Source organism: Rhizobiaceae bacterium (genome assembly GCA_023953845.1).
Taxonomy (GTDB): domain Bacteria; phylum Pseudomonadota; class Alphaproteobacteria; order Rhizobiales; family Rhizobiaceae; genus Arvimicrobium.
Map to the genome: position 1 here is coordinate 254,867 of JAMLJC010000001.1, position 23,995 is coordinate 278,861.

General features: G+C 64.3%; 24 protein-coding genes. 9 read left to right on the forward strand and 15 right to left on the reverse strand.

From position 1 onward, the window contains the following. Positions 1-16: 16 nt before the first annotated feature. Positions 17-481: a nucleoside deaminase gene (locus tag M9955_01280; GenBank protein MCO5080268.1), complete on the reverse strand. Its 465-nt coding sequence runs from the start codon at positions 479-481 to the stop codon at positions 17-19. Further along, on the reverse strand, positions 478-1,068 hold the full coding sequence (locus M9955_01285) for an ankyrin repeat domain-containing protein (protein MCO5080269.1): 591 nt from the start codon (positions 1,066-1,068) through the stop codon (positions 478-480). The genes M9955_01280 and M9955_01285 overlap by 4 nt, the downstream gene beginning before the upstream one ends. A gap of 254 nt (positions 1,069-1,322) precedes the next feature. Here M9955_01285 and ybaK point away from each other — a divergent pair, with 254 nt between their 5' ends. Next, positions 1,323-1,796, forward strand: coding sequence for a Cys-tRNA(Pro) deacylase (gene ybaK, locus M9955_01290; protein MCO5080270.1), 474 nt, complete (start codon positions 1,323-1,325; stop codon positions 1,794-1,796). A 132-nt stretch (positions 1,797-1,928) separates the two neighbouring features. Beyond that, the gene (locus M9955_01295) at positions 1,929-2,357 is read left to right on the forward strand and encodes a cupin domain-containing protein (protein ID MCO5080271.1); all 429 of its coding nucleotides are present in this window, start codon (positions 1,929-1,931) and stop codon (positions 2,355-2,357) included. Positions 2,358-2,403: 46 nt separating this feature from the next. Here the strand turns inward: M9955_01295 and M9955_01300 are convergent, their stop codons facing one another. From M9955_01300 to M9955_01310, 3 genes are all read right to left on the reverse strand, one after another. After that, the gene (locus M9955_01300; GenBank protein MCO5080272.1) at positions 2,404-3,912 is read right to left on the reverse strand and encodes a YdiU family protein; all 1,509 of its coding nucleotides are present in this window, start codon (positions 3,910-3,912) and stop codon (positions 2,404-2,406) included. Between the two features lie 91 nt (positions 3,913-4,003). After that, positions 4,004-4,681: an isochorismatase family protein gene (locus tag M9955_01305; GenBank protein MCO5080273.1), complete on the reverse strand. Its 678-nt coding sequence runs from the start codon at positions 4,679-4,681 to the stop codon at positions 4,004-4,006. A gap of 108 nt (positions 4,682-4,789) precedes the next feature. After that, positions 4,790-5,275, reverse strand: a complete 486-nt coding sequence (locus M9955_01310) for a hypothetical protein (protein ID MCO5080274.1) — start codon at positions 5,273-5,275, stop codon at positions 4,790-4,792. 169 nt (positions 5,276-5,444) lie between these two features. On the opposite strand from M9955_01310, the gene M9955_01315 reads away from it, so the two are divergent. Both M9955_01315 and M9955_01320 read left to right on the forward strand, forming a co-directional pair. Then, complete coding sequence (locus M9955_01315) at positions 5,445-6,677, forward strand: amidohydrolase/deacetylase family metallohydrolase (protein MCO5080275.1); 1,233 nt, start codon at positions 5,445-5,447, stop codon at positions 6,675-6,677. A gap of 14 nt (positions 6,678-6,691) precedes the next feature. After that, positions 6,692-7,459, forward strand: a complete 768-nt coding sequence (locus M9955_01320) for an SDR family oxidoreductase (GenBank protein MCO5080276.1) — start codon at positions 6,692-6,694, stop codon at positions 7,457-7,459. Positions 7,460-7,464: 5 nt separating this feature from the next. On the opposite strand, the gene M9955_01325 is transcribed toward M9955_01320, so the two are convergent. Next, complete coding sequence (locus tag M9955_01325; GenBank protein ID MCO5080277.1) at positions 7,465-9,243, reverse strand: NAD(P)/FAD-dependent oxidoreductase; 1,779 nt, start codon at positions 9,241-9,243, stop codon at positions 7,465-7,467. Between the two features lie 286 nt (positions 9,244-9,529). On the opposite strand from M9955_01325, the gene M9955_01330 reads away from it, so the two are divergent. The 5 genes from M9955_01330 to M9955_01350 all read left to right on the forward strand — a co-directional run bounded on the left by M9955_01330 (position 9,530) and on the right by M9955_01350 (position 15,332). Next, positions 9,530-10,336, forward strand: coding sequence for an ABC transporter ATP-binding protein (locus M9955_01330; protein MCO5080278.1), 807 nt, complete (start codon positions 9,530-9,532; stop codon positions 10,334-10,336). Positions 10,337-10,348: 12 nt separating this feature from the next. Further along, on the forward strand, positions 10,349-11,197 hold the full coding sequence (locus M9955_01335) for an ABC transporter permease (protein ID MCO5080279.1): 849 nt from the start codon (positions 10,349-10,351) through the stop codon (positions 11,195-11,197). Positions 11,198-11,343: 146 nt separating this feature from the next. Continuing rightward, on the forward strand, positions 11,344-12,495 hold the full coding sequence (locus tag M9955_01340; protein ID MCO5080280.1) for an ABC transporter substrate-binding protein: 1,152 nt from the start codon (positions 11,344-11,346) through the stop codon (positions 12,493-12,495). A 243-nt stretch (positions 12,496-12,738) separates the two neighbouring features. Further along, positions 12,739-13,824 carry a Gfo/Idh/MocA family oxidoreductase gene (locus M9955_01345; protein ID MCO5080281.1) on the forward strand — a complete coding sequence of 362 codons (1,086 nt, stop codon included), beginning with the start codon at positions 12,739-12,741 and terminating at the stop codon, positions 13,822-13,824. Positions 13,825-13,892: 68 nt separating this feature from the next. Then, complete coding sequence (locus M9955_01350; GenBank protein ID MCO5080282.1) at positions 13,893-15,332, forward strand: amidase; 1,440 nt, start codon at positions 13,893-13,895, stop codon at positions 15,330-15,332. Between the two features lie 5 nt (positions 15,333-15,337). Here M9955_01350 and M9955_01355 read toward each other — a convergent pair whose 3' ends face one another. From M9955_01355 to M9955_01395, 9 genes are all read right to left on the reverse strand, one after another. Then, on the reverse strand, positions 15,338-15,826 hold the full coding sequence (locus M9955_01355; GenBank protein ID MCO5080283.1) for a gluconokinase: 489 nt from the start codon (positions 15,824-15,826) through the stop codon (positions 15,338-15,340). Between the two features lie 59 nt (positions 15,827-15,885). Beyond that, the gene (locus M9955_01360) at positions 15,886-16,872 is read right to left on the reverse strand and encodes an ABC transporter permease (GenBank protein ID MCO5080284.1); all 987 of its coding nucleotides are present in this window, start codon (positions 16,870-16,872) and stop codon (positions 15,886-15,888) included. Next, positions 16,869-17,849 carry an ABC transporter permease gene (locus M9955_01365; protein MCO5080285.1) on the reverse strand — a complete coding sequence of 327 codons (981 nt, stop codon included), beginning with the start codon at positions 17,847-17,849 and terminating at the stop codon, positions 16,869-16,871. The genes M9955_01360 and M9955_01365 overlap by 4 nt, the downstream gene beginning before the upstream one ends. After that, the gene (locus tag M9955_01370) at positions 17,846-19,399 is read right to left on the reverse strand and encodes a sugar ABC transporter ATP-binding protein (protein MCO5080286.1); all 1,554 of its coding nucleotides are present in this window, start codon (positions 19,397-19,399) and stop codon (positions 17,846-17,848) included. The genes M9955_01365 and M9955_01370 overlap by 4 nt, the downstream gene beginning before the upstream one ends. Positions 19,400-19,476: 77 nt before the next feature. Beyond that, positions 19,477-20,601, reverse strand: coding sequence for a sugar ABC transporter substrate-binding protein (locus M9955_01375; GenBank protein MCO5080287.1), 1,125 nt, complete (start codon positions 20,599-20,601; stop codon positions 19,477-19,479). A gap of 240 nt (positions 20,602-20,841) precedes the next feature. Further along, positions 20,842-21,888: a LacI family DNA-binding transcriptional regulator gene (locus M9955_01380; GenBank protein ID MCO5080288.1), complete on the reverse strand. Its 1,047-nt coding sequence runs from the start codon at positions 21,886-21,888 to the stop codon at positions 20,842-20,844. Between the two features lie 201 nt (positions 21,889-22,089). Continuing rightward, the gene (gene ureG / locus M9955_01385) at positions 22,090-22,731 is read right to left on the reverse strand and encodes an urease accessory protein UreG (protein MCO5080289.1); all 642 of its coding nucleotides are present in this window, start codon (positions 22,729-22,731) and stop codon (positions 22,090-22,092) included. Further along, positions 22,728-23,417 carry an urease accessory protein UreF gene (locus M9955_01390; protein ID MCO5080290.1) on the reverse strand — a complete coding sequence of 230 codons (690 nt, stop codon included), beginning with the start codon at positions 23,415-23,417 and terminating at the stop codon, positions 22,728-22,730. Before M9955_01390 ends, ureG begins: the two co-directional genes overlap by 4 nt. Then, the gene (locus M9955_01395; GenBank protein MCO5080291.1) at positions 23,410-23,991 is read right to left on the reverse strand and encodes an urease accessory protein UreE; all 582 of its coding nucleotides are present in this window, start codon (positions 23,989-23,991) and stop codon (positions 23,410-23,412) included. The genes M9955_01390 and M9955_01395 overlap by 8 nt, the downstream gene beginning before the upstream one ends. Positions 23,992-23,995: the final 4 nt, after the last annotated feature.

The following is a 23,995-nucleotide window of genomic DNA, read 5'->3' on the forward strand; positions in this document are numbered from 1 at the left end:
CAGAACCGCATGGATTTCACGCCGTCCGCGCCCGCCATGCCCGGTAAAGCGCGCTCTCGGGCTCGGACGGCGGAGCATGTCGGATCGCCGCCCATGTCTGTTTTTCGAGTGGCTGCGCCAGTTCCGCCGCGATAGGGGCGGTGGACAGGCCGAACGGCTCCGCCTGCTCGTTGGAATAGGCGAAGACGATTTCCGTCACGCCTGCCAGCCGCATCGCGGCCATGCACATCGGGCAAGGCTGCCCGCTGGCATAGACGCTGCACCCGTCGAGCCGGGGAGAGCCAAGCGCCTTCCCGGCCGCTCTCAACGCCAGAAGCTCGGCATGCGCCGTCGGATCATTGTCGGCCTGGATGCGGTTGACGCCATTCGCCACGACGCGGCCGTCCTTCACCACTACCGCGCCGAATGGCCGCCCGCCCTGCCCAACATTCTCATATGCCAGCCTTATCGCCTCACCGAGGAACGCATCGCCATCGCTCATTTCGCCCCTGCCTGCTGAAGCATTGCAACCATCGGGGAATAGCCGCGCGTTCGTGCATGCTGCAGCGGCGTCACGCCGTCCTTGTCGGCAAGATTGACGTTCGCGCCGGCATCGATCAGCAGTCTGACGATGCCGACGTGGCGCTCGCCGCCGTCGCCCAGAATGATCGCCTCGAGCAGCGCCGTCCAGCCGAGCTTGTTGACATGGTCGACGTTCACGCCCGCCTTGATCAGCGTGTCCACCGTCTCGACATGGCCGCGTTCCGAAGCGGGGATCAGCGCCGTGCCGCCGTAGCGGTTGGTGCTTTTGAGATCCGCGCCATGGGCTAGCGTCAGCTTGAGGATCTCCAGATGTCCGCGCGCGCCGGCATAGAGGTAGGGGCTGTCGTCGATGTTGTCCTTGGCGTTGACGTCGGCGCCGGCATCGATCAGCACGCGCGCCGCGTCGATCCTGTTGCCGTGCGTGGCGACCAGCAGCGGCGTCGCGCCGGCGTCGTTCCGCGCGTCGATTTCAGCACCGGCGCTCAGCAACTCCTTTATTGCCGCGGCGTCGCCCTTCGCCGCTGCCGCATGCAGTGCAATCGACATTTCCTCTCCTTTCGCACCGATCGTCAAAGCCGGGATTGCCAGAAGAAAAGAAGCGATCAGCAGCAAAACCCTGGTCATCCCGGCTGTCTCGTTCGGCTATGCGCGGCGTCTTGCGCGCTGTCTTCTCGGGATAGCCTAGCCGCCCGCCCCCTGAAAGACCATCGCTGGCGCACGGCCTCCGCAGCTTGTGAACCACCGGACATCCGGATATGCCGGCGCGGCTGGCCGAGCGCCGCAACCATGGAGAGATAGCGATGTCGCGGGCGACAAGGGCCACGAAGGCGCTGGAGCAGGCGGGCATCGTCTTCGTCGTCCACAGCTACGACTACGATCCGAACGCCGACCGCATCGGCATGCAGGCAGCCGAAGCCCTTGGCGAAAAGCCGGCGCGCGTGCTGAAGACCCTGATGGCGCTCGTGGACGGAAAGCCGGTCTGCGTGATCGTCCCGTCGGACCGCGAAGTCTCGATGAAGAAGCTTGCCACGGCTTTCAGCGGCAAATCGGCCGAGATGATGAAGCCCGCCGATGCGGAGCGCGTGTCGGGTTACAAGGTGGGCGGCATCAGCGCCTTCGGCCAGATGCGCAAGCTGCCCGCGATCATCGAGACCGAGGCGCTAGCTCACGATCTCGTCTATCTCAATGGCGGCCAGCGCGGTCTGCAGGTGCGGCTCGACCCGCGTGCCTTGCTGAAGCTGCCCGACTTCGCCGCGGCTTCGGTGGTCGCCTGACCTGCATTTTCCGACACGCCGCCATCCTCGTCCTTCATCGTCCATTCGGCATGTCCGTGAAATACGCTTTCCTCGCGATTGACGGATACCGGCGTCACGGCGATGTTTGCCGCACCGCCAAGGGGAGAGACAATGCGGCATAGGCTGGCTTCGACATTTCTGTTTGCGGCGCTTCTGTCATCCGGCGCTTACGCTTACGACAATACCGAAGCGAAGGTCGTCGTCACGCCGCTCGCCAGAACGACCGCCACGGCGGCGGGGCAGCCGATCGCGCTTCCGCAGGGCGATGCGGAAGTGATCGTTTCGATGTTCGAGATTCCGCCGGGCGCATCGCTCCCCGTGCACCAGCATCCTTTTCCGCGCTACGCCTATGTGCTCGGCGGCACGCTGCAGGTCGCCAATGTCGAGACCGGCGAGAAGAAGACCTACAAGGCCGGCGATTTCATCGTGGAGATGGTAAGCTTGTGGCACCAGGGCGCCAACATCGGAACGGAGCCGGTGAAATTGCTGGTAATCGATCAGGTGGAACAGGGTCAGCCGACCACTATCGTACGCGAATAGGCGCTTCGGTCCGGGAAGAAGAGGCGCTTACGTCTCACCGACCGGCCTAGGTGCCGCAGAACGTCTGTGTGACGCGCTCCTCCGGCCTGGGCGGCTCGGCATAGCGTTCCATGCCGGGCTGCTCCTCGAACGGCTGAGACAGTACCGCCAGCATTTCCTCGAACGGCGCGAAATCGCCGCGATCCACCGCCGCGCGGATGACAGCCTCGACGCGATGGTTGCGCGGAATATATTTTGGGTTTGCGGCGAGCATCGCCACCCGCCGCGCCGCGTCATGCTGCGGCTCTTCGGCCAGCCGTTCGCGCCAGCGCGACCACCACGCGTCGAAGGCTTCCGGCTCTTTGAAGAGATCGCGGGTCGGACCACCGCCCTCGTCGCCGACATGCCCTGAAAGCGTTCGGAACGTCAGCGTGAAATCGGCCTCGTGGCGGTCCATGATCTCGAACAAATCGCTGATCAGCGTCAGGTCGCCTTCCCGCTCTTCGAGCAGGCCCAGCTTGCGGCGCAGGCCGGCGTGGAAGGTCGTCTCGTAGGCGCCCTGGAATTGCCGGAGCGCCGCCTCGGCCTTCGCGATCGCGTCGTCCTGATCGGCATCGAGCAACGGCACAAGCGTCTCGGCCAAGCGCGTCAGGTTCCACACCGCAATGCCGGGCTGGTTCACGTAGGAATACCGGCCGAACTGGTCGATCGAGCTGAACACCATGCCGGGACGGTAGGTGTCCATGAAAGCGCAGGGGCCGTAATCGATCGTCTCGCCGGACACGGTCATGTTGTCCGTGTTCATGACGCCGTGGATGAAACCCACAAACATCCAGCGGGCGACCAGATCGGCCTGTCTGGCGATCACCGTTTCCAGCAGCGCGAGATACGGATTTCCGGCCTCGCGCAAATCCGGGTAGTGGCGCTCGATCACATGGTCCGCCAGTTGGCGCACGGCGTCGACATCGCGGCGGATGGCGAAATACTGGAAAGTGCCGATGCGGATATGGCTCGCCGCCACCCGCGTCAGCACCGCGCCGGGCAGCAGTTCCTCGCGATAGACGGGCTCGCCCGTCAGCACCGCCGCCAGCGTGCGCGTGGTCGGGACGCCGAGCGCGTCCATCGCCTCGCTGACGATGTATTCGCGCAGCACCGGCCCGAGGGCCGCGCGGCCGTCCCCGTTGCGCGAAAAGCGCGTCGGCCCCGATCCCTTGAGCTGGATGTCGCGGCGAACGCCCCGGCGATCCACAACCTCGCCGATCAGCAATGCGCGTCCGTCGCCGAGTTGCGGCACCAGATTGCCGAACTGATGCCCCGCATAGGCCATGGCGATCGGCTCGGCGCCCGGCGGAAAGCTGTTGCCGGCCAGCATTGCGACGCCCTCCGGCGAGGCGAGCCACCCGGCATCCAAGCCAAGCTCTTCCGCCAGCGTCTCGTTCACTTTGATGAGCCTGGGCGCCCTGACAGCATTGGCGTCGGTGCGCGCGAAGAAGCGATCCGGCAGGCGGGCATAGCTGTTGACAAACGTCGCCTGCTTCGGCGCGGACGGCGTTTCGACCGTCGATTGCGTATCCATGGCGGAAACCTCGTTCTGGCCTGTCGGCTTCAGGGCCAATATAGGCGCTTTGCCGGCGGCGTCCAAAGCGAGCGGCCGGTCCGCACTCCCGTCAGAGACTGGCGTAGAGCGTTGCCGCGTTCTCGAAAGTGAATTTCAGCGGGACCGCCCCTTCGACGACCCACGCATCCACGGCGTCTCCCGCCATCAGGCGGAATGCCGCCTCGGCATTGACGACCGCTCCGCCGTAGAGCCGGTTGGCGAGGTTCAGTATCGCCACCTGATGCATGGCCTCCGTGCCGCTGCCGCAGGCATCCTTGACGAGAAGCACGCGCAAGCCTGCCCGGATGGCGTCCTTCACCGTCGCGTCGACACAGGCTTCCGTCCAGACTCCGGCGACAAGCAGCCACTCGATGCCGGCCGATGTCAGTAAGGCACCGAGTTCGCCCGAGCCGAAGACGCTGGGCTGCGACTTGGTAAAGACCGTCTCGCCGTCGACTGGCGCGACGTCCGCGCAGATCTCCGTCAGCGGATCGCCCTTCGCGCTGAACACCGGCGTGCCGTCGACCGCTATCGGATTGAACGGCCGTGCATCCGCCGCGTCCACGATATATTCGGCGTGCAACACTGTGATGCCGCTCGCGCGCGCCGCTTGCTGCAAGCGCGCAACGCGTTCGAGAATGTGCTCGAATCCGTCGACCAGATAGCGCGGGTCCCGCCGGTGTTCTTCCTGCAAATCGATGAACAGCGCCGCCATCCTGCCGGCAGGCACTCGCAACGGCATCCGCATGCCAGGCTCCATATACGTCGCCAAAAACCGCGACCTTTCGGAAGCTCTGGTGGAATCGGAGGTCGCACGCTGTCAGGAAAGCGTCACGCCTTTTTGGTTGACGGCCGCTCAGCGCCCCAGCGGATGCGGCATGTAGCCGACGAAGCCGGCGATCTTCCAGCGCGGCCCGACACGGCGGCAGAAATAGAGGGTCTGCCAGTTGAGCTTGTCGAACGTGCCGTCCGCCTTGGCGACCTGACCGTTGAATTTCTTGTGCAGCACGGCGCGGTCGCCATCGACGTCGATATCCCGCATGTTGGTCACGCGGAAAAGCGCCTCGCGCAGCGGCTCGGCAAACGCGGTCTTCGCCGTTTCCGCCGCCTGCCGCAGCCATTCGTCGCGATAGATTTCCAGCCGGGGGAATTGCAGCCGCCAGGCATCGGCATCGTTGAGGAAATGCGCGTGCATGCCGAAGAAGCTCTCGGCGATGAAATCATCCTCCACGCTTCCCCAATCCTGCGCCAGAAACGCGTCGATGTCGCGCCGCACCAGCATCTCCCAGAGCGCATGACGATCCGCGTCGCCTGTGGGAAAAGGATTTTTGTCGAAAGTCATGCGATCCTCTTGAAGGGGAAACGGCGTCACGATGCGCGTCGAAGTGTAAATAAGCAACACGAAACTGGCTCTGACGGCGAGAATAATGTTGCTTTCCAACAAAGCGTTTGAAAAGAATTGCGGAAGGCTGCCCATTCGCGCGCGGGCTTCAGGCGGAGAGTTTTCACCGATGCAATGCGATCTGCTCGTCAAAGGCGGCCGGTTGATCGACCCTCTGTCAGGCCACGACGAGAGGCGCGATGTCGCCATCGCCGGAGAGCGCATCGTCGCGATCGAACCGGACATCCCGGCCGAGGCCGCACGTCAGGTGATCGACGCCACGGGCCGCATCGTCACGCCCGGCCTCATCGACCTCCACAGCCACGTCTACTGGGGCGGCACCTCCCTCGGCATCGATGGCGACCGGATCGCGGCGAAGAGCGGCACCACCACCTTCATCGACGCCGGCAGCGCCGGCGCCGGCAATTTCCTGGGATTCCGCCGCCATGTCATGGAGCGGTCGCGAACGCGCATCCTCGCCTATGTCAACATCTCCTTCGCCGGCATCTTCGGCTTCGCCAATACGGTGATGGTCGGCGAATGCTCCGATCTCCGCCTTTGCGAACCGCGCGAGACCGTCGCCTGCGTGCATGAGCATCGCGATGTCGTGGTCGGCGTGAAGGTGCGGGCCGGCAGGCATGCCAGCGGCGCCAGCGGCATCGCCCCGGTCGATCTCGCCGTCGAGGCGGCGGATTATGTCGGCCTGCCGCTGATGGCGCATATCGACGAGCCGCCCCCCGGCCGCTTCGAAGTGCTGCCGCGCCTGCGCCGCGGTGACGTCCTCACCCATTGCTTCCGTCCCTTCCCCAATGCCCCGGTCTTCGCCTCCGGCGCGGTGCGGCCCGACATGCATCTCGCGCGAGAGCGGGGCGTCATTTTTGACATCGGCCACGGCATGGGCTCGTTCGACTTCGGCGTGGGGCGCGCCATGCTCGCCGAAGGCCTCGCCCCCGATGTCATCAGCAGCGACGTCCATCTCTACAGCGTTGACGGCCCCGCCTTCGACATCCTCGTCTGCATGTCCAAGTTGATGGCGCTTGGCATGCCGCTGGTCGAGGTCGTCCGCGCGGCGACCGAAGCGCCGGCCCGCGCCATCGCGCGGCCGGATCTGGGCAGCGTGGCTATCGGCGGCGTGGCCGATCTCGCCATCCTGTCCGAACGCAAGGCGCCGGTCAGCTTCTTCGATTCGCGCGGCCAGGAACTTGTCGCGGAAAGCCGACTCGTCTCGCACGGCATCGTCATGGGCGGCCAATGGTGGCCAAACGAGGCTGTCGACAAGGCCGACGACCTGGCGCACTACGTTCCTGCCGAGGGCGCGACCCATGTCCATCTCGCCTCGCGGCATTTCGGTTGCAACTGCTGAGCCCGGATCGCTTCATGACCAACCCCTTGTTCGACCTCACCGGACGAACCGCGCTAATCACCGGCTCGACCCGCGGTCTTGGCCGCGCCTTCGCCGAAGGACTCGCCGCCGCCGGAGCGAAGGTCCTCCTGAACGGCACCGATCCCGCCCGCGTGGCGCAGGCGGCGGAAGAATTGCGGTCGGCCGGCCACCAGGCGGACGGTGTCGCCTTCAATGTCGCCGACGAAGCGGCGATCGTCGCCACCTTCGAGAAGTTCGACGCGGACGGCATCGCGATCGACATCCTCGTTAACAATGCCGGCATCCAGTGGCGCAAGCCGATGGTCGACATGCCGACAGCCGAATGGCAGCGCGTGCTCGACGTGAACCTCACCGCACCATTCGTGATCGGCCGCGAGGCCGGCCGGCGCATGGTGAAGCGCGGCTATGGCAAGATCATCAACATCGGCTCGCTGACGAGCGCGCTCGCGCGCCCCACCATCGCGCCCTATGCGACGAGCAAGGGCGGCATCAAGTTGCTCACGCAGCAGATGGCAGCCGAATGGGCGGCGCATGGCGTGCAGGCCAACGCCATAGGCCCCGGCTTCATGCTTACAGACATGAACGAAGCGCTGACCAGCAATCCCGAATTCGACGCCTGGGTGAAGTCGCGCACGCCGGCGCGGCGCTGGGGCAAGCCGGAGGAGCTCGTCGGCGCGGCCGTCTTCCTCGCCTCGAAGGCGTCGGACTACGTCAACGGCCAGATCATCTATGTCGATGGCGGCTTCACCGCCGTGATGTAGCAGCCCTACTCCGGTTTCCCGTAGACCGGCGTCTCCAGCCCTTCCATGCGCGCCTTGAGCTGCAGCGCCAGATATTTCGAGTAGAATCGCGACAGCGCCAGATTGCCGCCGTGGAACCACAACGCATCCTGCGCCGTCGGTTTCCACATGTTGCGCGGCTCGCCCTTCCACGGACCGGGATCGCCGCGAACGCCGGAACCCAGCCCCCAGCATGGCCCTATTCTGTCCGCAACCTCGCGCGCCACCAGTTGCGCCACGGTCTCGTGCATCGAATGATAGCCGGTGCAGACGATCACGGCATCGGCCTCGATCTCGCTGCCGTCGTCGAACACGATGCCCGTTTCCGTCAGCCGTGCGATCGTCGCGCCGCTCTTCACCTTGATCTCGCCATTGATGATAAGATCCGACGCGCCGACGTCGATGTAATAGCCGGAACCGGTCCGGTAGGCCTTCATCATCAGCCCGGTTTCGTCCTCGCCGAAATCGATGGCGAAGCCCGCGGCGGAGAGCTTTTCGTAGAACGCCGCGTCACGCTCGCGAATCCTGTCGTAGAGCGGCTTCTGGCTTTCCGGCATAAGCGCGAACGGCACCGACGCCGACAGCATGTCGGCCTTGTCGGTCATCAGCCCTCGCGCCACCGCGGCTTCCGAATAGATATCGAAAGCCAGTTCAATCAGCGTATCGGATTTCACCACCGTCGTCGGCGAACGCTGGATCATCGTGACGTCCGACCCGCTCTCCCAGAGATCGACGCTGACGTCGTGGCCGGAGCTGGCGGCCCCGACTACGGCGACCTTCTTCCCACGGAAGCGCGCGCCGTCGGAATACTGGCTCGAATGCAGGATCTCGCCCTTGAAGACTTCGCGGCCCGGCAGATCGATCATGCGCGCCGGACCGTAGGCGCCGGTGGCGAAGATGAGGTGCTTCGGCTTCAGCGTGATCTTCTCGCCATCGCGCTCGACCTCCACGGTCCATTCCCCCGCGCCGGCGTCATAGGACGCATGCGTGCAGGTAGACTGCGTCCAGTAGTCGAGGTCCATCACCTTCACGTACATTTCCAACCAGTCGCCCATCTGGTCCTTGGGCGTGAACACCGGCCAATGCTCAGGGAACGGAATGTATGGCATATGGTCGTACCAGACCGGATCGTGCAGCACGAGCGTGCGGTAGCGCTTGCGCCACGAATCGCCTGCCCGTTCGTTCTTCTCGAGGATGACGGCCGGCACGCCGAGCTGCTTCAACCGCGCGCCGAGGGCGATGCCGCCCTGGCCGCCGCCGATGATGACGGCATAGGGCTGTTCGGCAAAGCCCAGCGTCGCCACGCGACGGCGCTTCGCCTCCGTCCAGGTTTCGCGGTCCGGGTCGGCCTTGTGCCGGACGCCGAGCGGCCGCGTCGCGCCCCGCTTTTCCTCAAACCCCTTGAGTTCGGTGACGGCAGTAAAAAGGGTGCGGCATTTGCCGCCCCGAAGCCGCATCATGCCCTCGCAGCGCGCGACGGCCGTTTCGAAGCTGAACCAGGCCTCCAAAACGTCGCCATTCGCCGCAGGTTCGCCGACGATCGCCCATGACGACGGGTCCGCCTTCCTCAGCGTCGCCGCAAGCATGGCCCGGACGGCGTTCTGCCCCTCTGCCGTCGTCAGGTTCCAAGTGAAGGCCAGGAGATCGCGCCAGTAGCAATCGTCCTCGAAGAACGCTACCGCCCCCTCGACATCGTTTGCCGCCAGCGCGGCGGCGAAATCCCTCAACCAGCCCGAAGCCTTTCCTGCAGTTGCGATTTCGATCATGCGCAATCCTCTGCCGACGCGCGAAAACCGGTTCAGATTCAGCGCGTTCGCGTTCCTCATGGCCTGAATGCAGCGCGCTCGAAAGCCGCGCGGCGCGCACACTATGTAGGAAAGCAACACTACCGGCAATACCAGAAAAATAAGGGAAAACAGGCAACTATCCCCGTGGCATATGGAAAACTCCGCGCGCGCCACGTTCTCTGCTTGACACTAAAGTAGGTTAGTTACAGACTGAAATCGTAGACCGTCGGCCTATGCAGCCGTCGCGCGATCCTCAGGGGAAATTATGACGGCGGGCCAACAGAAAACCCCCAAGCTCGGCATCAATGCGGCCACCAAGGTCTATCACACCGCATCGGGCGACCTGCAGGCGCTCGACAACTGCACTTTCGACGTCGCGACCAAGGAGATCGTTTCCATCGTCGGCCCCTCCGGCTGCGGCAAGACCACGCTTTTATGGTGCATGTCGGGTCTGCACGGCCTCTCCGCCGGGACGATCACGCTGGACGGCAAGCCGATCACCGGCCCGCATCCCGACATCGGATTGGTCTTTCAGGAAGCGAACCTCCTACCCTGGCGCAATCTGGACGCCAACATAAATTTCCCTTTCGAGATCAAGGGCACACAGCCGGACCGGCAGTGGATAAACCATCTGCTGCACCGCGTCGGCCTGGACGGCTTCGGCGGCAAGTTCCCGCGCGAACTTTCCGGCGGCATGCAGCAGCGCGCCTCGATCGTCCGCGCGCTGTCGCTGAAACCCTCCGTTCTTCTGATGGACGAGCCTTTCGGCGCGCTGGACAGCTTTACGCGCGACGAGATGAACCGTCTGGTGGAGGAGATCTGGCTGGATGCGCCGACGACCATCGTCTTCATCACCCACTCGATTGAGGAGGCGATTTTCCTCTCCGATCGCGTGATCGTGCTTTCGCCTCGTCCCGGCCGCGTCGCAAAGATCTACGACGTGCCGTTCCCGCGCCCACGATCATTTGAAATCATGGCGACCAAGGAAGTGTTTGACCTCACCAACGCCATCAAGTTGGATATCGTCGGCGGTCGCGTCGCCAGGTCGCGCTCCGCCGAAGCCGTGCAGTAAGGATGTGCTGAAGTGAGCCAGAGCGATGCCATCCCCGAATTCAGCAAGTCGAAGTCCGGCGAGGGCGGCGAGGTCTCGCTGACGAACCTTTCCGCCTTCTCCGGCGGCATCGGCATAAAGTCCGGAGCCGAGATCATTGCCATTCTCGCGGTCGCCGTCTGCATCATCGGCGGCGCCGAATTTGCGCTCCGCTTCTTCGAGGTGCCGCACTACATCATGCCGCCGCCCAGCGAGATCGCCTGGGCGCTCGTCGACGAGTTCCCCCTGATCGCCCCGCATCTCGGCTACACGCTGGTGGAATTGTTCTCGGGCTTCGCCATAGGCTCGATCATCGGTCTCATTCTGGCGGCCGTCATCACGCAGTTCCCTTTCGCCGAAAAGATCGTCGCGCCCTACATTCTGCTGCTGGTCACGACGCCCATGCTGGCGCTCGTGCCGCTCCTGATCCTGCGTTTCGGCTTCGGCTATACGCCGCGCATCATCGCGGTGGCGCTCGCCGCCGGCCCTATGGTGATGATCAACGCAGCCACCGGCTTCCGCCGCGTCGACAGCGCCAAGATCGCGCTGGCCCGCTCCTATGGCGCGTCCACGCTGCAGATCTTCTGGAAGATCCGCGCCCCCATGGCGTTGCCCATGATACTCGTCGGGCTGATGATCGGCGCGATCTTCGGCCTGCTGACGGCTGTCGGCGCCGAGATGGTCGGCGGCGGCTTCGGTCTCGGCAACCGCCTGACGAGCTATTCGTCCATGATCCAGATGCCGCAGTTCTTCGCGGTCGTGTTGCTGCTCTCGATACTCGGCATTCTGATCTACGTGCTGTTTTTCTTCATCGGGAAGAAGTGGGCAAGCTGGGAGGCCTGACGACGGAGCATGTTCAGAGACAGGTAGGAGACCGTTTGGAGATGGGTCGGCGATACGGCAACGGCGCCGCTGCCGTTCTTGTCCGTACCCGAAACGATCTCCGGAGTGGCAATGAAGACTGCATCACAAAATCAAGGGGCAATGCCATGAACAAAATGACGTCCACGCCGATGAGCCGGCGTACTTTCCTGCAGGTGACCGGTGCCGGCATCGTGACCGCAACCGCGCTCGGCGGCTCGTCGCTGCGCGCGAGCGCTGCCGGCTATGAAAAGTTCACCTGGATCTCGCCGCGCGGCACGCTCGAAGTGCTCGACGACTATCCCTACTGGATCGCCAAGAAGATGGGCTATTTCGGCGACCTGAACACGGCGATGGAGCCCGGCCCGTCCGACGGCACCGCGACCGTCAAGTTCGTCGATGTCGGCCAGGCCGATATGGGCTTCCCGTCTCCCGGCATCTTCTCCTTCGCCATCCAGAACGGCATGAAGCTGAAGTCGGTGTTCCATATGGGTGCCCGCGACACCTTCTCCTTCGCCTTCCGCAAGGGTGAGGGCATGGCCGATCTCAAGGGCCTCGAGGGCAAGACGATACTGCTCGGCTCCGCCGCGTGGCAGGCGATCACCGATCCGATGCTGGCCGCGCAGGGTGTCGATGTCACCAAGGTGAAATATGTCGAGGCGGGCTGGCCGACCTGGGGCACAGCCCTTGCCGGCGGTCAGGGCGACGCCGCGCTGTCGTGGGAAGGCCTGCGCGCAGAATGGATCGCGACCGGGCTGAAGTTCGACTACTGGCTGGGCGTGCAGAAATCGAAGCTGCCGGCCAACACTTTCATTGTGCGCGCGGCGGATCTGGAAGATGCCGACAAGAAGGCGTTTCTGGAGCAATATCTGCGCGGCTGGGCGATGGGCCTCGAATTCGGACATCAGAACCCGCGCGCCGCGGTCGAGGCCGTGTTCGAGCAGTTTCCGGCCTTCGCCAAGAACACCGGCCCGGAACTCGGCACCACCTCGCTTCTGCAACAGGACAATGTGTTCCGCGGCGACATGGACAAGCGCGAAGGCTGGGGCTCGCACGACATGTCGAGCTGGCAGAGCTTCTTCGACCTGACCCTGCAGCTCGGGCAGATCAAGGAGGCGGTTAAGGCGGAGGACGTCTGCACCAACGAGTTGATCAAGGGCGCCAACGACTTCGACAAGGCCAAGGTCAAGGCAGACGCCGACGGCTACAAGCTGTCGGACGAGTTCGCCAAGATCGACGTGGAGAATGTCCGCGCGCACATGTTCGACGACGCGGTATGACGCAACGACCGAGGGCTGGACGAGTTCCACTCATCCGGCCCTCCGGCCACCTTCTCCACAAGGGAAGGGCGGCATTTCCCGTCTCGCTCGACATGTAGCTGTAGCGATTGGCGACATGCCGACAAGGCATGGCTCCCCTTTCCCCTTCTCCTGTTGCGGGAGAAGGTATCAGCAAAGCGTGACGGACGAGGGTATCAACGCGGCATGCCTGCCGCTTTCAGCATCGTTTCTCGGGAGGGCACATTGCCGGACAAAGTCAGAATCCTCGTCGTCGGCCTCGGCAATATGGGCGCGTCCCATGCCAGCGCCTATCATCGCAATCCGGGCTTCGAGATCGTCGGCCTCATGAGCCGTTCGATCAAGTCGAAGAAAATCCCGGATGAACTGAAGGGCTACCCGCTATTCGAGGATTTCGACGAAGCGCTGAAAGCGACGAAGCCGGATGCGGTGTCGATCAATTCGTGGCCGAACACGCATGCCGAATATGCGCTGAAGGTGATCGAGGCGAACTGCCACGTCTTCATGGAAAAGCCGATCGCCACCAATATCGAGGATGCCGAGAAGGTGGTCGCCGCCGCGCGCGCCAGGAATCGGAAGCTGGTGCTGGGCTACATCCTGCGCGTCCATCCCTCATGGGTGAAATTCATAGAAGTGGGCAAGACGCTCGGCAAGCCGCTCGTCATGCGCCTCAATCTCAACCAGCAGTCCAGCGGTCCAGCCTGGCACTGGCACAAGAATCTGATCGACTCGCTGATCCCGATCGTCGATTGCGGCGTCCATTATGTCGACGTCATGTGCCAGCTGACCGGCGCCAAGCCGGTTCGCGTGCATGGCATCGGCGCAAAGCTCTGGGCGGAAGCCGACAAGGACAATTACGGTCACCTGCATGTGACCTTTGACGACGGCTCGGTCGGCTGGTACGAAGCCGGCTGGGGACCGATGATGAGCGAGGTCGCCTTCTTCGTGAAGGATGTCGTCGGCCCCAAGGGCGCGGTGTCGATCGTCGCCAACCAGGGCGGAACCGTGGAGGACACGGACAAGCTCTCCGACTCGGCCGACATCGACAAGCACACCAAGACCGACGCCATCAAGATCCATCACGCGGCGGTCGACAAGGACAAGAACTGGGCGAAGCCGGACGAGATCATGTCCATGACCGACGAGCCCGGCCATCAGGAGCTTTGCGACCGCGAGCAGGCTTTCTTCCTCAAGGCGATCCGGGAGGATCTCGATCTCTCCGAATCCATGGATGCCGCCGTCAACAGCCTGCGCATCGTGCTTGCGGCGGAGGAGTCGATCCAGAAGAAGAAGGCGATCGAGCTGGCCTAGGCCGGAACCGGATCGATCCGTGCGGCCGCGAGGAGCCGCACGGGCATCAAATACGGGAGGGAAATGTCATGGCTATCACCGACAGCCTGTTGAAAACCTATGCCAATGCCGATGGGCTCGAACTCGGCGGCATGGTGAACCGCGGCGATGTCTCGCCAGGCGAGTTGGTGGAATGTGCCGTCACGGTGATCGAGCGCCTCAACCCGAGCCTCAACGCGGTCATCCATAAGCTCTACGACATGGGCCGAAAGGCGGCGGAGACGGTCGACAGATCCGCGCCCTTCGCCGGCGTGCCCTATCTCCTCAAGGAACTCGCTTCCTCCTGGGAAGGCGCGCCGACCACGAACTCCTCCTACTACCTGAAGGACCTTGTCGCCACCTTCGACGGCGAGGCGGTCAAGCGCACCAAGGCGGCCGGCTTTCTGCTTGTCGGCAAGTCGAACGCGCCCGAAAACGGCTGGTCGATCACCACCGAACCGAAGATGTACGGCGCCACGAACAATCCGTGGAGGGAAGGCATCACGCCCGGCGGCTCCAGCGGCGGCACTGCGGCGGCCGTGGCGTCCCGCATGGTCCCGCTCGGCGAGGCGAGTGACGGCGCCGGCTCGATCCGCGTGCCCGCCTCCTGCTGCGGCGTGGTCGGCCTGAAACCCTCGCGCGGCCGCGTCACGCTCTCGCCGAGCGTCGACTTCTGGTATGGCGGCGCCTATTTCTTCTGCAATTCGCGCACCGTGCGCGATACGGCCGCCTATCTCGATGCGCAGGCCGGCGCCCTTCCCGGCGAACCCTATACACCACCGATACCGACAGAAAGCTGGCTGGAACTAGCGAGGCGGACGCCGAAGAAACTCCGCGTCGGATATAGCGTCACACCGCCGAACAGCACCGAAATCGACCCGGAGGTGAAGGCGGCCGTGCTGGCGACCGTCAGCACCTTGGAGGGTCTCGGCCACACTGTCGAGGAGCATGACATGCCGCTCGACGGCAATGCCGCCTGGAAGACCTACACGCGCATGTGCACGGTCGAAACCGCCGTCGTATTCGATTTCCTCGCACAGTTCGTGGGGCGGAAAGTCACCGAGAAGGATGTCGAGCCGGTCACCTGGGCAGTGATCCAGCGCGGACGCTCGCTCAGCGCGACAGACCACGCCTCCGACATCGAAGCCCTGCGCCAGTTGAGCCGCGCCGTCGCCACCGACCTCAACGCCTACGACATCTTCGTCACGCCGACCCTGACGCAACTGCCGCGCCCGCTCGGCTTTTATGATATGTCGATGACCGACCTCGACGCCTATAACGGCCTCTGGACGGACGCCACCTTCCAGTTTCCCTTCAACTTCTCCGGCTTGCCGGCGATCTCGCTGCCGCTCGGACAGTCGAGGGATGGCATTCCTGTCGGCGTACAACTGGTCGGCCGTTACGGCGACGAGGCGACGGTCCTTGCCGCCTCGGCCCAGTTGGAACAGGCCATGCCGTGGAAGGACAGGCGGCCGGCGATTTCTGCGTGACGGGATCAGCCCACCGTTGAACGCAGTCTGCTCGCCACATGCTCCACCAGCGTCTCCACGGGCAGCTTCCCGTCGAGCGTCAAGGCGTACTCGTCCGCATGCGGCGGTTCCAGCGTCGCGAACTGGCTGTCGACGAGGCTGGCAGGCATGAAATGTCCCTTGCGGCCCGCTACCCTTTGCCGGGCAGTTTCCGGATCGATGTCAGGATAGACGAACAGGATGTCAGGCACGAATCCCCGCAGGCGATCCCTGTAGATCCGCTTCAGCGCGGAGCATGCCGCGATGGCGCCCTCGCCCCGCGAGACCGAGGCAGCGAGCTCTCCGCCGATCCTGTTCAGCCATCCGGCTCGCAGCTCGTCGGTCAACGGCAACCCGCTCGCCATGCGCTCCACATTTTCCGGCGGGTGCAACTGGTCGCCCTCGATGAAGCGGCAGCCCAGTCGTGCGGCGACCCCCGCTCCGATCACCGACTTGCCGCAACCGGCCACGCCCATCACCACGGCGACCGGCGGACGCTGCGCAACCCTGTCTGCGGCCTCGCCATCCACGGCCGTCAACGCGTGGCCGGCGCGCGGCCATAGAGCAGCAGCATGGCCACGATGACGATGCCGTAGGTGATCTGGCGCCCGGCTTCCGGCATCTGCATCACGGAAAGGATCGATTGCAGCAGCGTGATCAGGATCACGCCAGCCACCGTGCCGAGATAAGAGCCGCGCCCGCCGAGAATCGAGGTGCCGCCGAGAACCACCGCCGCGATGGCCGGCAGAAGATAAGCGTCGCCCATTGACTGCGCCGCCTTCGACGCGTAGCCGGCCAGCAGCACGCCGCCGAAAGCGCTGAGGCCGCCGGACACCGCGAAGGCAATGAGCACGATGCGCCGCGTGTTGATTCCGGAGAGATAGGCTGCACGCTCGCGGTTCCCGATGGCATAGACTGAACGTCCGAAAGCCGTCCGCATCAGCGTGAACACCATGACGGCTCCGACGACAGCCCACACGATCACGGCGTTCGGCACGCCGGGAATCAGCGAGCCAGTCGCCAGCCAGCGCATCGCCCCCGTTGCGGAATCCTGCGGCGAGAAGCCGCCGGTGTAGACCACCATAAGGCCCTGCGCCACCGCGTTCGTCGCCAGCGTGATAATCATGGACGGGATGCGCAGATAGGCGACGCCTATGCCGTTCAGCAAGCCGAACAGCACGCCGCAGAACACGCCGAAAGGGATCGCCAGCGCCGCGCCCAGCGGCCCGTAGGCAGCGGCCGCGCACGCCATCATCGCGCCGGCGGACACCACCCACGGCACGGAGAGGTCGATCTGGCCAAGCAGGATGACCAGCATCATGCCCGTCGCGATGACGCCGAGGAACGACGCCACCTTGAGCTGCTGCAGCAGGTATTCGGGCGACAGGAAGCTGGTCGAATAGATGCTGCCGACGATCAGCAGCACGAGAATGCAGGCGAAAGCCGTCGTCACCGCCGGATCGAAGCGGCGCAGGAATTTCGGCATGCGCTCGGCCACGCTGCCGCTCGTCATCTCGGTCATCCGAACCACTCCAGTCGATTGCGCACGCGGAAGAGCGCGAAGGCGCCGAGGCTGACGGCCAGCAGCAGCACCACGCCCTGGAAGAGCGGCTGCCACAGCGCGTCGAAATCGAAGACGAACAACAGGTCGCCGATAGTGCGGAAGGCGAAGGCCCCGAAGATCGCTCCGATCACGCTGCCCTTGCCGCCGAACAGCGAAACGCCGCCGAGCACGACTGCGGCGATCGAAAACAGCGTGTAAGCGTTGCCGCTCGCATAGGCCGCCTCGCCCGTATAGGTGAAGAAGGTGAGGAACAGTCCGCCGATCGCCGCCAGCAGGCCGGCAAGCGTATAAGCCATGAACTTGCCGCGCCGGATCGGCATGCCGGACATGTAGGCCGCGACTTCCGACGAGCCGGACGCATAGGCCGCCCGGCCATAGACCGAGCGGCTGAACGGCACCCAGACGAGGAGCACCACGACGACCAGCGACACGAGGCTGGCGGGCAGGAAGCCGAACAGCTTCGTCGTCAGCGCATCCGCAAGGTCCTCGTTGACCGAGCCGCCGGGCGTCGGCCTCAACAGCAAAGCGATGCCGAAATACACCGCGCCGGTGGCGATCGTGGCGACGATCGGCTGCAACCGGCCGTAGATGACGATCGCGCCGTTCAGCGCGCCGCAGAGAGCGCCGACCAGGAGCACGCCGATTACGCCGAGCGTCGTCTCGAACGGGTTTCCGACCACGATCCACGACGCCAGGCAATTGGTAAGCAGGAAGATCATGCCCACCGAAAGGTCGATGCCGGCGGTGATCACCACGAGCGTCTGCGCCATGGCGATGAAGGCCAGAAGCACGCCTTTGTTGGAGGCGGTCTGAACCACATTCGCGGTGAAGCCCGCCGGATGGTTGGCGGTGTAGATGACGAACATGAGCAGGAAGATGCCCAGCGCCAGCAGCGTGCCCTTCTGCTCGGCGTACCAGTAGCGCCATTCGCTCATGCTTCGGCTCCAACTCTCGCCGCCGCCTCGGCGGTGGAAATGTTCAGGGCGCTGGCGATCAGATTGTGCACATTGATCTCATCGCCGGCGAGCTCGCGCTTCACCTCGCCGTCATAGAGCACCAGCACGCGGTCGCAGCAGCCGATAAGCTCGTCATAGTCGGTCGAGTAGAAGACGATGGCCGCGCCCGCATCGGCAAGGCGCCTGAGCAACTGGTAGATCTCCTGCTTGGTGCCGACATCGATGCCGCGCGTCGGATCGTTGAGCAGGATGATGCGCGGCTGCCGCATCAGCCATTTGGCGATCACCACCTTCTGCTGGTTGCCGCCCGAAAGCGCGCCGACCGGAATGTCGACGCCGGCAGAGCGTATGGCAAGCAACTGGATCATCTCGTCGATCAGCGCATTTTCCTTCGCCGTGTCGATCACCCCGAAGGCATTCGACACCCGGTCCAACGCGGCGAAGGAGAGGTTTTCGCGCACCGTCATGGGCAGCATCAGCCCTTCAGTCTTGCGGTCCTCAGGGATCAGCGCCATTCCGGACCTTGCGCCACGCGCTTCCGAGGGGCTGGAGATCAGCGAGGGCTTGCCGTCGATGCGTATCTCGCCCGTCGTGCCCCGCAGCACGCCGAACAGCGCCAGCAAAAGTTCGCGCTGTCCCTGCCCGTCGAGCCCGCCGAGCCCCACCACCTCGCCGGCGCGCAGCGAGAAGCTGATGTCGCGAAGACGGTCGGTCCAGCCGAGATTGCGGCATTCGAGGATCGGCGCGCTATCCCGTCGCGGCTCCGGCTTGGGCGGAAAGACGTGGCTGTATTCGCGGCCGATCATCAGTTCCACGACCTCGGCGTCGCTCTTGGTACCGGCCTTGTAGGTCGCGACATAGCGGCCGTTGCGGAACACGGTGCAGTCGTCGGCGAGTTCCGCGATCTCATGCATGCGATGCGAGATGTAGAGCAGCGCCAAACCCTCCTGGCGCAGCCGTTTCAGCACTTCGATGACTTTCGACACGTCGGCGGCCGTCAGCGCGGAGGTCGCCTCGTCGAGGATCAGGATGCGTGGCTTGCGGGCCAGCGCCTTGGCGATCTCCACCATCTGCCGCCGCGAGAGCGGCAGGTCCTTGACGAGTGCGGAAGGATGGATGTCGGACGCGCCGGCGCGCGCCAGAGCCTCCTCGGCGATCCTGCGCTGCGCCTTGCGGTCGATCATGCCGAAACGCGTCGGCGGGTCGGAACTGACGATGTTGTCGGCAACGCTGAGATCCGGAATCAGCGACAGTTCCTGGAAGATGCAGACGATGCCGGCGGCATTGGCCGCGGCGGGCGAATCGAACGTCACCTCGCGTCCGTCAAGGATCATCCGGCCTTCGTCCGGCGCGACGACGCCGGACATCACCTTGATCAGCGTCGACTTTCCGGCCCCGTTCTCGCCGAGAATGGCGTGGATGCGGCCTGCATGGACGGTGAGGTCTGCCTTTTCGAGTGCCCTGACGCCGCCATAGCGTTTGGAAATGCCTTCCATGCGGAACAAGGGCTGGCCCTGACCATCCTGCATCATTCACCTCGCACGGAAGCCTGCATGCACTTGGAAAAGTCGGCCCGGACTGCGTAGCACGTCCGGGCCGATTCGGCTTACTGGTTTTCCTTGGTCTGACCCATGATCTCCTGGGCGGTGAAGTTGATGCCGCAGGTCGGGAAGGAGTTACCGACGAAGAAGTTGTCGGACTCGGACGGATAGTAATCCTCGCCTTCCTTGAAGTTCGGGTCCTCGTTGATGGCGAGCGGCAGCTTGACCGATTGCGGGACGACCTCGCCTTCGAGCGCCGCGATCGCCGTCTTGATGGCGACTGCGACCTGCGCCGGGCCTGACCCGGCCGACGAGCACTTAAGACCCTCGCCAGAGTATTTCGCGCAGAACTTGCGGAAACCGTTCTCCGTCTCGCCGCCGAACGGCACGAACGGATGCTTCGCGTCGATCATGGCCTGCACGACGCCGGTGTCGCCGCCCTGCGCGGTGATGCCGTCGAACTGCTTGTGGACGGCTAGAGCGTCGGCCGTCGCTTTCTGCGCGGTCGGATCGTCCCACTTGCCGTAGACTTCCACGACTTCCCATTTTTTGCTCGTCTTGCCGAAGGTGTCATGGATGCCGTTGTGGCGGTCGGTATCGACCGACGTGCCGGCCACGCCGCGCACCTCAAGGATCTTGCCGCCGTCCGCAAGATGCTTGTCGAGCCAGTTGGCCCACAGCACGCCGAGACCGTATTGGTCGACGTTGACGTTGATCGCGTCCTGCGTATCGAGGATGTTGTCGAACGCCACCAGCACCACGCCGGCATCCTTGGCGCGCTTGATCACGGGTGCGAAGGCCGTAGGATTCTGGGCGTTGACGACGATCGCATCGTAGCCGGAATCGATGAAGTTGTTGATGGCGGAAATCTGCGCCGGCACGTCCTCGCCGGTCGAGACGACCTTGAATTCCTTGAGCTTCGCGGCAACGTCCGGCTGCGCGGCATAGGCCTTCGCGGTCTGGATCATCTGGATGCGCCAGGTGTTGGCGATGTAGCCGTTGGCGAGCGCGATGCGGTATGGGCCTTCCTTCTTCGGGAACTTGAAGAACTTCGTGTCGGCCTGCCACGGCGCGAAGCACTCGGGATCGCCCGCAGGACCGGACACGACCTCCGGCTCGGCGATTGCGGTCGAGTGCAGCAGGAACAGCGCAGTCGCGGCGACCGCGCCCCGCATCATAGATTTCAGCATGACTTCCTCCCAGATTTGCTTTCACGCAGCCAAAAAATGCGGGTCAACGTTGGTCGCAGGGACGCGCCGTGGATTTCGCCACGCAACACCGTCGATGCTTGAACGAATCTTCCCGCTCCAATCCCGATGCGGCTGCAGGTCTCCTCCCAAGCCGCTCGACAAGGAAATGGTAGCGCTACCAAACTGCGTTGTAAAGCACCCTTCTTCGCCGCTCGCAACGCAATTGCGACGGCAGCCAGGCTATTGATTTTTCAGGGTGCTTTCGCGGATTTCGAGCTGAAAGCCGACATCCACAGTCAGCTTTTCGGGACGCTCCCCTCTCATCGCCGCGCGCGCCATGTCGATCGCCCTGCGGCCGATCTGATAGCGGTGCGTGCGCACGCTGGTTATGGACGGGTAGGCCACCTTCATCATTTCGAGGTCGTTGAAGCCCGCGATCCCGATCTTTCCCGGCACGGCAAGGGCGGCGCGGTTGCATTCGAACAGCACGCCGAGCGCGATGTCGTCGTTGTTGCAGAACACGGCATCCAGCGTCGGCACACGCGCCCGCGCGTCGCGGAACATCTCGCGGCCCAGCGTGACGCTTGATGGCTGCACGCTCGTCGTGACCAGCCTCAGATCGAAGAGTCCGGCTTCCTCCATGGCGGCCCGATAGCCGGCGAGACGCCGTTGCGAGCGCGGGTCCATGCGCGCGCCGATGAAGCCGACGCATTTGTAGCCGGCGTCGATCATGTGGCGCGTGACCGCCCTGCCCCCGTCGAAATGCGAGAAGCCGACCATCATGTCGATCGGCTCGGGGCCGAGTTCCATGATCTGTACCACCGGACAGCTGGCGTTCTCGAGGATGGCGCGCGCGCCGGGCGTCTGGTCGATGCCCGAGACGATCAGCGCGGAGGGGCGCTGCCCAAGGAAGACGCGCAGCAGCCGCTCCTCCTCCATGCCGGAGTAATGCGTGTCGCCGAGCAATACCTGCAGATTGCTGTCGCCCAGTCCGTCATAGATGCCGCGCACGACCTCGGCGAAGACGTTGTTAGTTAGCGACGGAATAAGCACGCCGATGACATCGCCGCGGGCGGACGCCAGCGCCCGCGCGTTGCTGTCCGGCACATAGCCGAGTTCCTTGACCGCCGCTGCGATCTGCCGCCTGAGTTCAACAGAGACGCGATCGGGCTCGCGCAGGGCGCGGGAGACGGTGATAGCGCCGACGCCCGCCAGTTTAGCGACATCGGCGATGGTCGGCCGTCCGCCGCTACGGCGGCTGCGATGCCGTGGCGCGCCGTCGCTCATAGCCGCGATCCGCTGTCAACGGCGAACTGAGGATTGGCGTCATGACCAAAGAAAGAGGCGCCGCATCGCCACCGCTTGCGAAAGAACAGCGGCTCCACAGGGTCAACTACGATGTATGGCGAATGTCCCCACATGGGAGCGATTTCATATCAGCCTCGCGCAGCCTTGGCGATGGCCGCAGGATGCGACGGAGAAACACCACTACTCGGCCGCGCTCAGCGTCCCCTCGTGCGGGCTGAGTCCGCCCTTCGCCTCGATGAAGGCGATGATCCGGTCCAGCCCCTCGCGCCGCAGCATGTCCGTGAAGACGAAAGGACGCTGGCCGCGCTGCTTCAGCGTATCGCTTTCCATGACATCGAGATTGGCGCCGACATAGGGCGCGAGGTCGATCTTGTTGATGATGAGCAGATCCGACCGTGTGATGCCCGGTCCGCCCTTGCGGGGGATCTTTTCGCCGCCGGCCACGTCGATGACGTAGAGCGTGATGTCGGCAAGATCCGGCGAAAACGTCGCCGCGAGATTGTCGCCGCCGGACTCGATGAAGACGACGTCGAGATCGGGGAAACGCCGCCGCATCTCCGCGATGGCCGCGAGATTGATCGAAGCATCCTCGCGGATCGCCGTATGCGGGCATCCGCCGGTCTCGACGCCGAGGATGCGTTCTTCCGGCAGCGCCTGCGCGCGATTGAGGATCAGCGCGTCTTCCTTGGTGAAGATGTCGTTGGTCACCACCGCGACGGAATAGCGGTCGCGCATCGCCTTGCACAGCATCTCCGTCAGCGTCGTCTTGCCGACGCCCACGGGGCCGCCGATGCCGACACGCAGGGGACCGGTCGAACTCATGATCTAAACACCCGCGAATACTGGACTTCGTGTTTCATCGACATGATGTCGGAGAGGAAGGTTGCCGAGCCGAGGTCGTCGAGACTCGACTGCGCCGCGCGTTCCGCGACCTCCAGCATGACCGCCTCCATCTCGGCCATCGCCGCCACGCCGTCGCGCTGGCCGAGCGGCACCAGCCGCACCGCCGCCTGGACGAGATTCGAGGTGAAGGCGTGCAGATAGGCGGCTAGCGCAGCCTCGAGATCGATGCCGTGAGCGGCAGCGGTGGCGCCGACCGCGACGGGATAAGACACGGCGTCCGAATCCCCGTCCCCCTTTTGAGAAGCGGAAATTGACGTCGCGCTCCAAACCTTCGCTGCGCTCGCGAACGCCTCGCCTTGCAGCGTCGTCTCCATATGCCGCTCGCGCGACCCGGCCATCGCCCCGGCAAGCTTCGCGACCTCTGCGCACTCCTCTCTTGCCGATGCCGCGCGCCACGCTTCCGCCAGCAGCACGGCGTCGTTCCATCCCGAACCGCACTCGACCAGATCGATCAGCCAGCCGGTAAGGCCTGCGCGATCTACGATCACGCCGTCATGGACCGCGCGCTCGATTCCGTGGCTATAGGCGAACGCCCCCACCGGAAAAGCCGGCGAAAGCCATGTCATGAGGCGCAGAAGCGCGGCCTGACCGGCCGGCTCACGCATGGTTGTGGCCGTAATGCGGGTCACCCGGAAGCCGTCCATAAGCGTCAGGCTCTCCATGACTGTGGCCATGGTCGTGATGCCCATGGTGGTGATGACCGTGGCCGCCATGGCCGGAATAGGCGCCGCGCAACGGATTGAACGGCTCCACAGCTTCCGTAACGGCCGCGCCAAGGCCTTCCAGCATGTCTCGGATGACGTGGTCGCGCAGGATCACGATGCGCTCCGCCTCGATCGCGGCAGGCAGATGGCGGTTGCCGATATGCCAGGCCAGTTGCGCCAGATGAACCGCATTCCGCGCACGCACCTCGTAAATCGCCTCGGATGGCGCCACGATGCCGACATGCCGGCCATCGTCCAGCGCCAGCAGGTCGCCGTCATGCAGCGCGACAGGCTCCAACAGGTCCACCAGCACCTGCCCGCCATTCCTCAGCGTCAGCACGCGCCGCCTGAGGTGCCGTTCGTCATGCTCCAGCACCGCGACATCGAACGGCTCGACACCCTTTGCTTCAGTAGCGCGGATGATCGATCCGGCGCGCGGCAATCTGGTGAAATCGGTGTTCAGCGAGAGTTTCATGCGG

Excerpts from the sequence above, each read along its gene's own strand:
- M9955_01375 (MCO5080287.1), bottom strand. The coding sequence starts at position 20,601 with ATGCTGAAATCTATGATGCGGGGCGCGGTCGCCGCGACTGCGCTGTTC.
- M9955_01380 (MCO5080288.1), bottom strand. The coding sequence starts at position 21,888 with ATGAGCGACGGCGCGCCACGGCATCGCAGCCGCCGTAGCGGCGGACGG.
- M9955_01365 (MCO5080285.1), bottom strand. The coding sequence starts at position 17,849 with ATGAGCGAATGGCGCTACTGGTACGCCGAGCAGAAGGGCACGCTGCTG.
- M9955_01350 (MCO5080282.1), top strand. The coding sequence starts at position 13,893 with ATGGCTATCACCGACAGCCTGTTGAAAACCTATGCCAATGCCGATGGG.
- ybaK (MCO5080270.1), top strand. The coding sequence starts at position 1,323 with ATGTCGCGGGCGACAAGGGCCACGAAGGCGCTGGAGCAGGCGGGCATC.
- M9955_01300 (MCO5080272.1), bottom strand. The coding sequence starts at position 3,912 with ATGGATACGCAATCGACGGTCGAAACGCCGTCCGCGCCGAAGCAGGCG.
- M9955_01395 (MCO5080291.1), bottom strand. The coding sequence starts at position 23,991 with ATGAAACTCTCGCTGAACACCGATTTCACCAGATTGCCGCGCGCCGGA.
- M9955_01360 (MCO5080284.1), bottom strand. The coding sequence starts at position 16,872 with ATGACCGAGATGACGAGCGGCAGCGTGGCCGAGCGCATGCCGAAATTC.
- M9955_01285 (MCO5080269.1), bottom strand. The coding sequence starts at position 1,068 with ATGTCGATTGCACTGCATGCGGCAGCGGCGAAGGGCGACGCCGCGGCA.
- M9955_01320 (MCO5080276.1), top strand. The coding sequence starts at position 6,692 with ATGACCAACCCCTTGTTCGACCTCACCGGACGAACCGCGCTAATCACC.
- M9955_01330 (MCO5080278.1), top strand. The coding sequence starts at position 9,530 with ATGACGGCGGGCCAACAGAAAACCCCCAAGCTCGGCATCAATGCGGCC.
- M9955_01295 (MCO5080271.1), top strand. The coding sequence starts at position 1,929 with ATGCGGCATAGGCTGGCTTCGACATTTCTGTTTGCGGCGCTTCTGTCA.
- ureG (MCO5080289.1), bottom strand. The coding sequence starts at position 22,731 with ATGAGTTCGACCGGTCCCCTGCGTGTCGGCATCGGCGGCCCCGTGGGC.
- M9955_01355 (MCO5080283.1), bottom strand. The coding sequence starts at position 15,826 with ATGGGCGTGGCCGGTTGCGGCAAGTCGGTGATCGGAGCGGGGGTCGCC.
- M9955_01340 (MCO5080280.1), top strand. The coding sequence starts at position 11,344 with ATGAACAAAATGACGTCCACGCCGATGAGCCGGCGTACTTTCCTGCAG.
- M9955_01390 (MCO5080290.1), bottom strand. The coding sequence starts at position 23,417 with ATGCGTGAGCCGGCCGGTCAGGCCGCGCTTCTGCGCCTCATGACATGG.
- M9955_01280 (MCO5080268.1), bottom strand. The coding sequence starts at position 481 with ATGAGCGATGGCGATGCGTTCCTCGGTGAGGCGATAAGGCTGGCATAT.
- M9955_01325 (MCO5080277.1), bottom strand. The coding sequence starts at position 9,243 with ATGATCGAAATCGCAACTGCAGGAAAGGCTTCGGGCTGGTTGAGGGAT.
- M9955_01370 (MCO5080286.1), bottom strand. The coding sequence starts at position 19,399 with ATGCAGGATGGTCAGGGCCAGCCCTTGTTCCGCATGGAAGGCATTTCC.
- M9955_01310 (MCO5080274.1), bottom strand. The coding sequence starts at position 5,275 with ATGACTTTCGACAAAAATCCTTTTCCCACAGGCGACGCGGATCGTCAT.
- M9955_01315 (MCO5080275.1), top strand. The coding sequence starts at position 5,445 with ATGCAATGCGATCTGCTCGTCAAAGGCGGCCGGTTGATCGACCCTCTG.
- M9955_01305 (MCO5080273.1), bottom strand. The coding sequence starts at position 4,681 with ATGCGGATGCCGTTGCGAGTGCCTGCCGGCAGGATGGCGGCGCTGTTC.